Origin of the sequence: Mycobacterium sp. 050128 (assembly GCF_036409155.1) — a bacterium.
GTDB lineage: Bacteria > Actinomycetota > Actinomycetes > Mycobacteriales > Mycobacteriaceae > Mycobacterium.
In genome coordinates, this window is the sequence record NZ_JAZGLW010000001.1 from 1,253,157 (window position 1) to 1,265,578 (window position 12,422).

Sequence of the window (12,422 nt, forward strand, 5' to 3'; positions counted from 1 at the left end):
TCCCCCACCGGGGGCGGGTCTCAGGCCGCGACGGGCTCGCGATCGGCCGGCTTGTCGGCCTTGATCTTCGGCAGCAACGACGTCAGCTTGCCCGGGTCCGGGAAGGTCAGCCGGACGATCTTGCGCACCACGGTGCCGAACTGCTGCAGCAACGGCCCCTTGTTGTAGGGGATCCCGTAGCGCTCGCAGATCTCTTGCACCTCGGGCGCGATGTCGGCATACCGGCGGGCCGGCATGTCGGGGAACAAGTGGTGCTCGATCTGGTGCGACAGGTTGCCGGACAGCAGGTGGAAGATCGTGCCGCCGGTCAGGTTGGCCGAGCCCAGCACCTGGCGGAAGTACCACTGGCCGCGGGACTCGTCCTTGGTCTCCTCGACGGTGAATTCCTGGGTCCCGTCCGGGAAGTGGCCGCAGAAGATGATCATGTACGACCACACGTTGCGCATCAGGTTGGCCGTCATGTTGCCGGTGAAGACGAACGGGGCGAACGGGCCGGCCAGCAACGGGAACGCGACGTAGTCCTTGAGGGTCTGGCGCTTCGTCTTCTTCCAGATCTCCTTCAGGGTGTCCTTCTTGTCCCAGACCCGGATCTCGCCGGAGCGGATCTTTTCGGTCTCCAGCTCGTGCAGCGCGACGCCGTACTGGAACAGCACCATCAGCAGGAACGCATATAGCGGGTTACCGATGAAGTAAGGCGACCATTTCTGGTCTTCGCTCATCCGGATGATGCCGTAGCCGATGTCGCGGTCCATCCCGACGATGTTGGTGTGGGTGTGGTGCATGTAGTTGTGCGAGTGCCGCCACTGGTCGGCCGGGCACGCGGTGTCCCACTCGAACGAGCGCCCGGAGATGTTCGGGTCGCGCATCCAGTCGTACTGGCCGTGCATGATGTTGTGGCCGATCTCCATGTTGTCCAGGATTTTCGCGACGCCCAGCATCGCGGTGCCCAGCAACCAGGCCGGCGGCAGGAACAGCAGAGCGCGTCCGCCTACTTCCAGCGCCCGCTGAGTCTTGATGACGCGGCGGATGTAGTCGGCGTCTTCTGCGCCGAGGTCTGCCAGTACGCGATCCCGGATGGCGTCGAGTTCACGACCGAACGCGTCGGCCTGCTCGGGGGTAAGGGTGATCTTGTCGTGTGTCATGAGAACTCCTTCCGAGGTCTACCGCGACTGTGAATTTGACGACGCGACACGCAGTGTGGCCGTCGCCAGATTCACACTCGCGCACCTCTTTTGGCTTATAGGGATAGATCGACGTCGCCGACAGGGACGGATACGCAGATCTGGATGTCTTCGTCCGCGGCGGTGGATACCGCGCCGGTGGTGAGGCTGCGCACGGTGCCGGAGACCTTCCGGCGGGTGCACGTGTGGCAGATGCCCATCCGGCATCCGTTCTGTGGCGTCAGGCCGGCCGACTCGGCCTGCTCGAGCAGCGAGCGACCGTCGTCGATGACGTCAACGCCGCTGTCCGCGAATGTGATTCGGCCGCCCGAGGGGTTCGACGGAGCCGTGATCGCCGGCGGCACGAAGCTCTCGGTGTACACGTTGTCGCAGTGCTCGCGGACGGCGTCGACCAAAGCAGTTGGGCCGCAGACGAATACCGCATCTGGCGAGGGCATGGCGGCGGCCAGATGCTGCGGCCCGAAGCGGCCGGTCAGGTCTCCGCCGCCCGATCGGGTGTAGCCGTGCAGCACCCGTACCCCGGGCATCGCGGCGAGCTCGTCGCGGTAGCAGGCCTCGGCCTGGGTGCGCGCGTAGTGGACGAACGCGATCTCGCCCCCTTGCTGTTGCAAGTGGCCCTCGGCGACCAGGGTGCGCAGCATCGCCATGACGGGCGTGATGCCACTGCCCCCGGAGACGAGAAGGATCCGCCGCGGGCTTTCGGACGAGCCGGGCTCCGGCAGGACGAAGTCGCCGCCGACACCGGTCAGGCCGACCACCATGCCGGGGCGGGCCTGCTCGTACAGGTAGTTGGAGACCAGCCCGCCGTCATGGCGGCCGACGGTCAACTCGAGGGTCGCGCTGCCTTCGACGTTGGCCGGCGAATAGCAGCGGGTGTGCCGGCGGCCGTCGATTTCGAGACTGACGTTGACGTACTGACCGGCCTTGAAGGCGTGAGCGGACGTGAAGCTCCGGTTGGGAGCGAGAGTGAGCGTGACGCTGCGCGGCGTGGTTCGGCGCACGTCGACGACCTTGGCGCGGGCCTCGCCCTGTGTCCAGGTTGGGTCCACCAGCTCGGTGTAACGGTCGACGCCGTGCGGGCCGGTGAGCAGGTCAACCAGGTCGGAACCGAGGATTCGGTCCCGGAAAGTCTTAGCGAAGCTCTGACGCGAGGTCTGACTTCTTTGAGTGAACATATGTACAATGTGCGGCCAATAGGTGCAGCTAGTCAAGGGTTTCCGCAGCTCTGTGGTAAGGTTCACATAGTGAACGGTCGTACTCCTAGCTCACGGCCACACCGTTCCAGCCGCGAGCGTTCCCGGGAAAGCCCCTCACGCGAAGAGCGGAAGGAAGCCACTCGGCGCGCCATCATCGCCGCGGCACTCAAACTGCTGCAAGACCGCAGCTTTTCTGCCCTGAGCCTGCGCGAGGTCACCCGCGAGGTCGGCATCGTGCCCGCCGCGTTCTATCGGCATTTCGAGTCGATGGAGGCGCTCGGGCTGGTGCTCATCGACGAGTCGTTTCGCAGCTTGCGCGACACCCTGCGCGACGCGCGCGCCGGCAAGCTCGACCCGAACCGGGTGATCGAGTCGTCCGTCGAAATCCTGATCGCCAGCGTCGCCGACCGACGCGAGCACTGGCGCCTGATCGCGCGCGAGCGCAATAGCGGACTGAGCGTGCTGCGCTACGCGATCCGCACCGAGATCCGGCTGATCACCTCCGAGCTCGCGACCGACCTGGCGCGCTTCCCGGGCCTGAACGCCTGGAGCACCGAGGACCTCAATGTGCTGGCGACGCTGTTCGTCAACTCGATGATCGTGATCGCCGAGGCGATCGAAGACGCGCAGACCGCCGAGGCGCTGGAAGACATTCGGCGCATCGCCGTCAAACAGCTGCGCATGATCGCCATCGGCATTGCCGGCTGGCGAAGCAACCCTTGACCTCTAGCGTGGTTCGCGCCACATCGCCCACAGCGGTGGGCCGCCGTTGGGTAGTGGCATTTCCTGGGTGACCTCAAAGCCGAAACGTAGGTAATAGGGCACGTTTTCGGGCTTACTCGACTCGAGATAGGCCGGGCAGTGCTCGGCATCGCAGCGGTCCAGCCGCGACCGCATCAACGCCTGGCCATAGCCCTGGCCGCGGACCGTGGGGTCGCTGCCGATCGCGGCCAGATACCAGTGCGGCTCTTCGGGATGCTCGCGCTTCATCATGTCCTGGACGTCGCGTGCCATCCCGGTCCGCAAACCGAACACCCTCAAAAAAGCCGGCGTCATCGCGAACTGGGCCCAGCGGGATTCCTGCCAGTGACCCGGCGGATCCCACAGGGCAGCCGCGCCGATGCCGGATCCGTTGCCGGCCACCTCGACGCCGCCGTGACGCAGATGGTGGTGCCGGGTCATGGCGGAAAACATCCGCATCAGGTGCGTGGTCCGGGTCATGCTATTGGGAAACAGCCAGGCCATCACCGGATCGTCGAAGAAGGCACGGCTCAGGGTGGCAGACAACTCGCGGAGGTCGGCTTTGCGCGCCGGACGTGCCTGGGGGGCCATAACGCCAGGCTAATGGCAAACCGGCCCGGCGCGAATAATCCCGCAACGACATGGTCAGGCCCGCAATCGCCGCCACGGCGGCCACGGCACAGCTGACGATCGAAAGCCGCCGGCGCTGACCGTGGATGCGAGCCAGCCCATAAACTCTGCGTATGACGGTCCAGGCGGCGGGTACCCCGAGGCGATGACCGGACTTTCACGGCGGACATTCGGGCAGATCGCGACCGGCGTGGGTGTGCTCGGCGCCGGGGCGATGGCCGGGGGATGCTCGAGCGAACATCGTGGTGCTCCGAGCAATCCGCCGCCGGTGACCAAGGGTGTGGGAATCACGCTGTCGCACGAGCAATTTCGGACCGACCAGCTGGTGTTGCAGGCCCAGGCCGCCGAAAAGGCGGGCTTCCAATACGTCTGGGCCAGCGACCACATCCAGCCGTGGCAGGACAACGAGGGTCACTCGATGTTCCCGTGGCTGACGCTGGCGCTGGTGGGCAACAGCACCAGCCGCATCTCCTTCGGCACCGGCGTCACGTGTCCGACCTACCGCTATCACCCGGCAACGGTGGCGCAGGCCTTCGCGTCGCTGGCGATCCTGAGTCCGGGCCGGGTGTTCTTGGGCCTCGGGACCGGCGAACGGCTCAACGAACAGGCGACTACCAACATGTGGGGCAAATATCCCGAGCGTCACGACCGGCTGGTCGAGGCGATCCAACTGATTCGCCAGCTGTGGTCTGGCGGGCGAATCTCGTTCGCGGGCCGCTACTTTCAGACCAACTCGCTGAAGCTCTACGACATACCACCGAACCCGCCGCCCATCTTCGTGGCCGCCAGTGGACCCAAAAGCGCAAGGCTGGCAGGGCAATACGGCGACGGCTGGATCACGCAATCCCGCGATCTCATCAACCCGAAGCTGCTGGGTGCGCTCAACGACGGCGCCCACGCTGCCGGGCGCGATCCCGCGACGTTAGGCAAGCGCGCCGAATTGTTCGCCGTCGTCGGCGAGGCCGAGGAGGCCGCCCGCACGGCTGCCTTGTGGCGATTTACCGCCGGGGCCGTCGATCAACCCAATCCGGTCGAGATTCAGCGTGCCGCCGAGGCGAACCCGATCGAGAAAGTGCTGGCCAATTGGACGGTCGGCACCGATCCCGCCACCCACGTCACCGCCGTGCAGTGGGTTCTCGACGGCGGCGCCATCCCGTTTCTGCACTTCCCGCAGGGCGACCCCATCGCGGCGATCAACTTCTATCGCGACTACGTCCTACCCAAGCTGCACTAGGCTGCTTTCGCTGCATGCGTCGTTTACGCTGTGGCGCAACGTATTGCGCTTTCCGCCGGATTCGTGCGGCAACACCGGGTACACGTCGCGCGCCAGATCGTGCAGAATGCGATCTCATGGATCCTTCGCAGCCGAACTTCAGGCATGAGCTGGCCGTCCGCATGGCCGAGCTTGCCCGCGCGATTGCCACACCGCGCGGCCTCGACCGGGTTCTGCGCGACGTAACCGAGACAGCGGTGCAATTGATACCGGGAGCCGACGTCGCCGGAGTGCTGCTGGTGAAGAAGGCCGGGGAGTTCGAGTCCCTCGCCGACACCGATGACTTGGCTGGACAGCTCGACAAACTCCAGCAGGATTTCGGCGAAGGACCCTGCGCCGAGGCGGCGCTTCAAGAAACGATCGTTCGCGCCGACGACCTGCGTAGCGAGACACGGTGGCCTCGATACGCGCCGGCAGCCGTGCGGCTCGGTGTCCTCAGCGGCCTGTCATTCAAGCTGTACACGGCCGACCGGACGGCCGGCGCGCTGAACTTGTTCGGTTTCGAGGCGGGGGTGTGGGACACCGAAGCGGAAACGATTGGATCGGTGCTGGCCGCGCATGCTGCGGCGGCGATCTTGGCGGAGCGTCACGGAGAACACCTGCAATCGGCACTGTCGTCCAGGGACCGCATTGGCCAGGCCAAGGGCATCATCATGGAACGTTACGACGTGGACGACGTACGCGCGTTCGACATGCTGGTGCTGTTATCTCAGGAGCAACAAACAAAACTCGTCGACATAGCAGAACGGGTCATCGCAACCCGCGGCGCCGGCGACTGAGTTTGGTCGGCGCGATCTCCCTTCAACGACCACTACGACGGACCGCATCTACGATGAGGTAGCCCTTCTGGGTTTTCTCTAAAGATGCCGGTGCGACGGTGCACCGGGGAATGGGTGGCCACGGTGTGGGACTTCGAAACGGACCCGGAATACCAGGCGAAGCTGGACTGGGTCGAAAAGTTCATGGTCGACGAGCTGGAACCGCTCGACCTGGTCGCCCTTGATCCGTACGACAAAAAGAACGCCGAGATGATGCGCATCCTGCGGCCGTTGCAGCAGCAGGTGAAGGATCAAGGCCTGTGGGCGGCGCATCTGGGCCCCGAACTCGGCGGCCAGGGCTTCGGCCAGGTCAAGCTCGCGCTGCTCAACGAAATCCTCGGACGATCGCGCTGGGCACCGTCCGTGTTCGGCTGCCAGGCGCCGGATTCCGGCAACGCCGAAATCCTTGCGCTGTTCGGCACCGACGAACAGAAAGCGCGCTATCTGCAGCCCCTGCTCGACGGCGAGATCTCCTCGTGTTATTCGATGACCGAACCGCAGGGCGGTTCCGATCCCGGCATGTTCGTGACGTCGGCGACCCAGGACGGTGCTGGAAATGGGGACTGGATCATCAACGGCGAGAAGTGGTTCTCCTCCAACGCCAAGCATGCGTCGTTCTTCATCGTCATGGCCGTCACCAAGCCCGACGCCCGGACATACGAGAAGATGTCGCTGTTCATCGTTCCGGGCGAGACGCCGGGGATCGAGATCATCCGCAACGTCGGGGTGGGCGGCGAATCGAAGCACGGTTCGCATGGCTACGTCCGGTATAACGACGTCCGAGTGCCGGCCGATCACGTGCTGGGCGGTGAAGGATCGGCGTTCATGATCGCACAGACCCGCCTCGGCGGTGGTCGCGTCCACCACGCGATGCGCACGATCGCATTGGCACGCAAGGCTTTTGACATGATGTGCGAGCGCGCTGTGTCACGCAAGACCAGGCATGGCCATCTCTCCGATTTCCAGATGACCCAGGAGAAGATCGCCGACAGCTGGATCCAGATCGAGCAGTTCCGGCTGCTGGTGCTGCGCACCGCGTGGCTGATCGACAAGCATCACGACTACCAGAAGGTGCGCCGCGACATCGCCGCGGTGAAGGTCGCGATGCCCCAGGTGCTGCACGACGTCGCCCAGCGCGCCCTGCACCTGCATGGCGCTCTCGGGGTCTCCGACGAGATGCCGTTCGTCAAGATGCTGGTGGCCGCCGAGTCACTGGGCATCGCCGACGGCGCTACCGAGCTGCACAAGATGACCGTGGCCCGCCGCACCCTGCGTGAATACCAGCCTGTGACAACGCCTTTCCCGTCGGCTCACATACCGACCCGGCGCGCCGAAGCCGAGGCCCGCCTAGCGGAACGACTGGAGCACTCGATCGCGGAGTTCTAACGGCTACCTTCTGGCCGAGCAGTCAGCAGATGTAGCGAACGATGCTTTCGGCCACACAAGCCGGCTTCGGCGACCCGTCGATCTCGACGGTGGTGGACACGATCGCCTGCACGGCGCCGCCGCCGACGTCCTCGACCGAGATCAGCGAACTGGTCGCCCGAACCTTCGACCCCACCGGCACCGGGGCGGGAAAGCGAACCTTGTTCAGGCCGTAGTTGATTGCGAGCTTGATGCCCTTGACGGTGTACATGTCGTGTTGCATCCGCGGCAGCAGCGACAGCGTCATGTAACCGTGGGCGATGGTCTTACCGAAGGGACCGGCGGCCGCCCGTTCCGGGTCGACGTGGATCCATTGGTGATCGCCGGTCGCGTCGGCGAAGAGGTTGACGTCTTCCTGAGTGATGGTCACCCAGTCGCTTTGGCCGATGGTCTCCCCCGCGGCGGCGGCGAGGTCGGCGACTGACTCGAAGGTACGCATGCTTTCTCCTCTGCTCGCGGGTAAGCATAGAACTCGTGAGGCTGCTGCTGATTGCCGATACCCACGTGCCGAAACGCGCCCGCGATCTGCCCGCCCGGGTGTGGCAGGAAGTCGAGCGGTCGGACGTCGTCATCCATGCCGGCGACTGGATTGCGCTCGAATTGCTCGACGAGCTGGAATCCAGGGCCGCGCGCCTGGTCGGCTGCTGGGGCAACAACGACGGGCCCCCGTTGCGAGCGCGACTGCCCGAACGAGCGGACGTGACGTTGGCGGGCGTGCGGTTCACGGTGGTGCACGAAACCGGCCCGTCGTCCGGCCGCGAGGCCCGGATGTCACGGCTCTATCCCGATACCGACGTGCTGGTGTTCGGGCACAGCCACATCCCCTGGGATACGACGGCCCGCACCGGACTACGCCTGCTCAACCCGGGGTCGCCGACGGATCGCCGCCGCCAACCGTTCTGCAGCTACATGACGACCAGCATCGATGACGGCGCAGTGACCGACGTCATGCTGCACCGGCTCGAGAAGTAGCCCAGATAAAGGCCCTACACAGCTGGCGCACATATATAGCTCGTAGACAGAGTTATATATGCAAGCACTGAGATCGCACACCGACCTGGTCACCGACGTGTTCGGCGTCGTCGGCCGATTCCGCCGCCAGCTGCGCAGGTCTGCCGGCCGGGGACTCGACTCCGCCCGGTTCACCGAGTCACAGTCGGAGCTGCTCTGGCTGGTCGGCCGCCGCCCGGGGATCTCGGTCCGCGCGGCGGCGGCCGAACTCGGGCTGGTCCCCAACACCGCGTCGACGATGGTCTCCAAGCTGGTGGCCAACGGTTCGCTGATCCGGACCGTCGACGAGACCGACCGTCGCGCGTGTCAACTACGACTCGCCGAGCCCACCCAGCAGATCGTCGACGCATCGCGAGCCGCCCGGCGCGCGCTGCTGTCCGAGGCGCTGCAAGAACTCAATGACGACCAAATCGATTCTCTGACAAAGGGGTTAGAGGTTCTCGACATGGTGGCCCGCAGATTACAGGAGAAATGATGACGAAATTACCGATGGCGATCGACTGCCGGCACCTGACCTTTCACTACGGCCAGTTCACCGCCGTCGACGACCTGACACTCAGGGTGCGGCCCGGCGAGACGATGGGCCTGCTCGGACCCAACGGCGCGGGTAAGACGACGCTGGTGCGGATGCTCACCACGCTGACCCCCGTGCAGCACGGCGAGTTGCGCATCTTCGGGATGGACTCCCGGCGCGAGACGGTCGACATCCGGAGCAACATCGGCTATGTCCCGCAACAACTTTCGATCGAACCCGCGCTGACGGGCCGGCAGAACGTGGAATGGTTCGCCCGGCTCTACGGCGTACCGCGCGCCGAGCGCGCCGATCGGGTCAGGCAGGCGCTGGACGCGATGGAGCTGCTCGAGGTGGCCGACCGGCTGGCGGGCACCTACTCCGGCGGCATGGTGCGCCGCCTGGAGGTGGCGCAGGCGCTGGTCAATCGCCCGTCGCTGCTCGTGCTCGACGAGCCGACCGTGGGGCTGGACCCGATCGCGCGTGACGGCGTGTGGAATCAGGTGCAGAGCATGCAGGCCCAGTTCGGCATGACCGTGCTGCTGACCACGCACTACATGGAGGAAGCCGACGCCCTCTGCGATCGCGTCGCGCTGATGCATCGCGGCGTCCTGCGGGCCGTGGGCACACCCACCGAGCTGAAGTCGAAGGTGTCGCCCAGCGCGACGCTCGAGGACGTTTTCCGCCGCTACGCGTCCACGGACCTGCACGGCGACTCCGAGTCGTCGACATCTGACTTCCGCGAAATCCGTTCCAGCAGAAAGGTTGCCAGCCGTGCCAGTTGATCACACCTACGAAATACCGGCCGAGGCGCTGGTGCGCGCACCGCGCGGATGGCAGCGGGTCAGCGCGACGTTCGGCCGCGTCGGCGCGTTCGCGATCGTCGAACTGCAGAAGCTGCAGCACGACCGCACCGAGCTCATCACCCGGATGGTGCAACCGGCCCTGTGGCTGCTGATCTTCGGAACGACATTCAGCAAGCTGCATGTCATCAACACCGGATCGGTGTCCTACCTGGCCTTCCTGGCCCCGGGCATCATCGCGCAGTCGGCGCTGTTCATCTCGATTTTCTATGGCATCCAGATCATTTGGGACCGCGACGCCGGCGTGCTGTCCAAACTGATGGTGACGCCGGCACCGGCGTCGGCGTTGATCACCGGTAAGGCGTTCGCGGCGGGTGTGCGCTCGGTCGCCCAAGTCGTCGGCGTGCTGGCGCTGGCTTACCTGATGCGCATCGGCCTGACCGTCAACCCGCTGCGCATTCTGGCGGCCATGGCCACCGTGATGCTCGGCGCGGCGTTCTTCGCCTGCCTGTCGATGACGCTGGCCGGGCTGGTCCGCAATCGCGATCGCCTGATGGGTATCGGGCAAGCCATCACGATGCCGTTGTTCTTCGCGTCGAACGCGCTGTACCCGGTTGGGGTGATGCCGTCGTGGCTGCGTGTGCTGAGCACCGTCAACCCGCTGAGTTACGAGGTCGACGCGCTGCGCGGGCTGTTGATCGGCATCCCGCTGAACCCGTTGGACTTCGTCGTGCTGATCGTGGCGGCGCTGCTTGGAATTGCCACGGCCTCAACACTTTTGCGCCGTCTGGTCGCCTAGGCGCTAGCGCATGCGCTATCGCATTGCAAGAGGTTCGGATGGTTCCGAGAGCCGATCGTGACCTGACCGAGATGATTTCTCGCCGACTCTGAATCGTTAGCCAACCGCGATCTGCGGGCACGGCCGTGACAAACGAATTAGACCCTCCCGCTGTGTTTCACTGCCCGAGAACAGATTCCACCGCGCAATGCGGCAGATGAAAGTTGGGATGGGTAATCGCTATGACATTCGTTGAGAAGTTGCGTGGCGCTGTGACATTTCTGCCGCGTCGACTGGCGATCGCGGTCGTAGGCGCTGCCCTGTTGTCCGGTCTGGTCGCTGTTGTCGGCGGCTCGTCGACTGCGGGGGCGTTCTCGAAGCCGGGTCTTCCAGTGGAGACCCTGCAGATTCCATCACCGTCGATGGGCCGCAACATCAAGGTCCAGTTCCAGGGCGGCGGACCGCACGCGGTCTACCTGCTCGACGGTCTGCGGGCGCAGGATGACTTCAACGGCTGGGACATCAACACTCCGGCGTTCGAGGAGTTCTACCAGTCCGGCATTTCGGTGATCATGCCCGTCGGCGGCCAGTCCAGCTTCTACAGCAACTGGTACCAGCCGTCGGCAAGCAACGGCCAGAACTACACCTACAAGTGGGAGACCTTCCTGACCCAGGAGATGCCTGTGTGGTTGCAGGCCAACAAGGAGGTGTCGCCGTTCGGCAACGCCGCGGTGGGGTTGTCGATGTCGGGTGGTTCCGCGATGATCCTCGCCGCCTACTACCCGCAGCAATTCCCTTACGCTGCTTCGCTTTCCGGCTTCCTCAACCCCTCCGACGGTTGGTGGCCGACGCTGATCGGCTTGGCGATGAGCGACGCGGGTGGCTACAGCGCGAGCAACATGTGGGGTCCGTCGACCGACCCGGCGTGGAAGCGCAACGACCCGATGCTGCAGATCCCGCGGCTGGTCGCCAACAACACCCGCGTCTGGGTGTACTGCGGTAACGGCACCCCGAGCGACCTCGGCGGCGACAACATGCCGGCGAAGTTCCTCGAGGGCCTGACGCTGCGCACCAACGAGCAGTTCCAGAACAACTACGTGGCAGCGGGTGGACGCAACGGTGTGTTCAACTTCCCGGCCAACGGAACGCACTCGTGGCCCTACTGGAACCAGCAGCTGATGGCGATGAAGCCCGACATGCTGCAGGTGCTCAACTCGCCGACCACTGCACCGCCTGCCCCGGCCGCCGCTCCCGCCGGCTGACCGACCCGAAATCGAGCATCGGCAGTGGCGCCCGGTCAGCGCCGCTGCCGATCCTCACTTTCCTCCGATTCCTTCAGCAGCGCGCGGCGGTCCTGGTGGAAGTAGGTGTAGGCGGTGGTCAGCGCGCACAGGACCGTGGCCATCACCAACATCCAGGTCCCGTTCACGACCACACTGATCCCGCCGCCGATCGCGGCACCCACCATGAAGCTGGCCAGCAGCATGAAGTAGCCGAGCCAGTCCGAAACGCTTCCCCCACCAGCGATGTGGCGTTCAATGCCCTGGCCCATCTTGACAGTCGTACCGGTTACGTAGCTCAACGGCACCGACACCTCGCCGTCCTTGACGAATGACGTATTCAGTGCCCCGGTGCCGAAGGCCAGCAGCATAATCGGCGCGAAGTCCAGCAGGTTCTCTGTCCAGCCTTCGTCGATGGTGTCGACCACGCACGCGGCCAACAAACTCAAGGTCGTCAACACGGTCGGGCCGTGCGGATGGTCGACCCAGAAATATCGCCGGCATAGTGACGCAACCACCACGCCGGCAACGAATGCCACAATGAGCAGCCCGGCGCTGGCGGCCAGCCATACTTCGCCGGTGAAATACCCGAGCACGGCGCGTTGGGCGTTGCCGGTGATGAAAACCACGAAGTATCCGGCGGAGTGGGTAAACGAGATCGCGCCTACCACGCCGGCCAGCACGGCCAACACCCACGACAACCGCGCTTCACTGTTGAATGTCTCGCCCGCCACGCGATCTATGCTTACAGACGCACCCGGACAGCGCACAGCGG

General features: G+C 65.0%; 14 protein-coding genes. 9 read left to right on the forward strand and 5 right to left on the reverse strand.

Annotated elements, in window-relative coordinates:
- Positions 1 to 20: 20 nt before the first annotated feature.
- Positions 21 to 1,142, reverse strand: a complete 1,122-nt coding sequence (locus SKC41_RS06095) for a fatty acid desaturase family protein (protein ID WP_330976802.1) — start codon at positions 1,140 to 1,142, stop codon at positions 21 to 23.
- Positions 1,143 to 1,237: 95 nt separating this feature from the next.
- Complete coding sequence (locus tag SKC41_RS06100; RefSeq protein ID WP_330976803.1) at positions 1,238 to 2,356, reverse strand: ferredoxin reductase; 1,119 nt, start codon at positions 2,354 to 2,356, stop codon at positions 1,238 to 1,240.
- Positions 2,357 to 2,425: 69 nt separating this feature from the next.
- On the opposite strand from SKC41_RS06100, the gene SKC41_RS06105 reads away from it, so the two are divergent.
- Positions 2,426 to 3,100, forward strand: coding sequence for a TetR family transcriptional regulator (locus SKC41_RS06105; RefSeq protein ID WP_330976804.1), 675 nt, complete (start codon positions 2,426 to 2,428; stop codon positions 3,098 to 3,100).
- A 3-nt stretch (positions 3,101 to 3,103) separates the two neighbouring features.
- Here SKC41_RS06105 and SKC41_RS06110 read toward each other — a convergent pair whose 3' ends face one another.
- Positions 3,104 to 3,709, reverse strand: a complete 606-nt coding sequence (locus SKC41_RS06110; protein WP_330976805.1) for a GNAT family N-acetyltransferase — start codon at positions 3,707 to 3,709, stop codon at positions 3,104 to 3,106.
- Between the two features lie 184 nt (positions 3,710 to 3,893).
- Here SKC41_RS06110 and SKC41_RS06115 point away from each other — a divergent pair, with 184 nt between their 5' ends.
- The 3 genes from SKC41_RS06115 to SKC41_RS06125 all read left to right on the forward strand — a co-directional run bounded on the left by SKC41_RS06115 (position 3,894) and on the right by SKC41_RS06125 (position 7,225).
- On the forward strand, positions 3,894 to 4,982 hold the full coding sequence (locus tag SKC41_RS06115; protein WP_330976806.1) for a F420-dependent hydroxymycolic acid dehydrogenase: 1,089 nt from the start codon (positions 3,894 to 3,896) through the stop codon (positions 4,980 to 4,982).
- 116 nt (positions 4,983 to 5,098) lie between these two features.
- Positions 5,099 to 5,800, forward strand: coding sequence for a GAF and ANTAR domain-containing protein (locus SKC41_RS06120; protein ID WP_330976807.1), 702 nt, complete (start codon positions 5,099 to 5,101; stop codon positions 5,798 to 5,800).
- Positions 5,801 to 5,923: 123 nt separating this feature from the next.
- On the forward strand, positions 5,924 to 7,225 hold the full coding sequence (locus SKC41_RS06125; RefSeq protein WP_330978768.1) for an acyl-CoA dehydrogenase family protein: 1,302 nt from the start codon (positions 5,924 to 5,926) through the stop codon (positions 7,223 to 7,225).
- A gap of 22 nt (positions 7,226 to 7,247) precedes the next feature.
- Here SKC41_RS06125 and SKC41_RS06130 read toward each other — a convergent pair whose 3' ends face one another.
- Positions 7,248 to 7,703, reverse strand: coding sequence for a MaoC family dehydratase (locus tag SKC41_RS06130; RefSeq protein ID WP_330976808.1), 456 nt, complete (start codon positions 7,701 to 7,703; stop codon positions 7,248 to 7,250).
- 35 nt (positions 7,704 to 7,738) lie between these two features.
- On the opposite strand from SKC41_RS06130, the gene SKC41_RS06135 reads away from it, so the two are divergent.
- The 5 genes from SKC41_RS06135 (at position 7,739) to ag85C (ending at position 11,629) form a co-directional block, all read left to right on the forward strand.
- A complete protein-coding gene (locus SKC41_RS06135; RefSeq protein ID WP_330976809.1) occupies positions 7,739 to 8,236 on the forward strand; it encodes a metallophosphoesterase family protein in 498 nt (165 codons plus the stop codon).
- Between the two features lie 58 nt (positions 8,237 to 8,294).
- Entirely contained in the window at positions 8,295 to 8,750 is a 456-nt protein-coding gene (locus SKC41_RS06140) for a MarR family winged helix-turn-helix transcriptional regulator (protein ID WP_330976810.1), read from the forward strand.
- Positions 8,747 to 9,571, forward strand: a complete 825-nt coding sequence (locus SKC41_RS06145) for an ATP-binding cassette domain-containing protein (protein WP_330976811.1) — start codon at positions 8,747 to 8,749, stop codon at positions 9,569 to 9,571. The genes SKC41_RS06140 and SKC41_RS06145 overlap by 4 nt, the downstream gene beginning before the upstream one ends.
- Positions 9,561 to 10,388: an ABC transporter permease gene (locus SKC41_RS06150; RefSeq protein WP_330976812.1), complete on the forward strand. Its 828-nt coding sequence runs from the start codon at positions 9,561 to 9,563 to the stop codon at positions 10,386 to 10,388. Before SKC41_RS06145 ends, SKC41_RS06150 begins: the two co-directional genes overlap by 11 nt.
- Positions 10,389 to 10,609: 221 nt before the next feature.
- Entirely contained in the window at positions 10,610 to 11,629 is a 1,020-nt protein-coding gene (gene ag85C / locus SKC41_RS06155) for a diacylglycerol acyltransferase/mycolyltransferase Ag85C (protein WP_330976813.1), read from the forward strand.
- A gap of 35 nt (positions 11,630 to 11,664) precedes the next feature.
- Here ag85C and SKC41_RS06160 read toward each other — a convergent pair whose 3' ends face one another.
- Positions 11,665 to 12,381, reverse strand: coding sequence for a YoaK family protein (locus tag SKC41_RS06160; RefSeq protein WP_330976814.1), 717 nt, complete (start codon positions 12,379 to 12,381; stop codon positions 11,665 to 11,667).
- Positions 12,382 to 12,422: the final 41 nt, after the last annotated feature.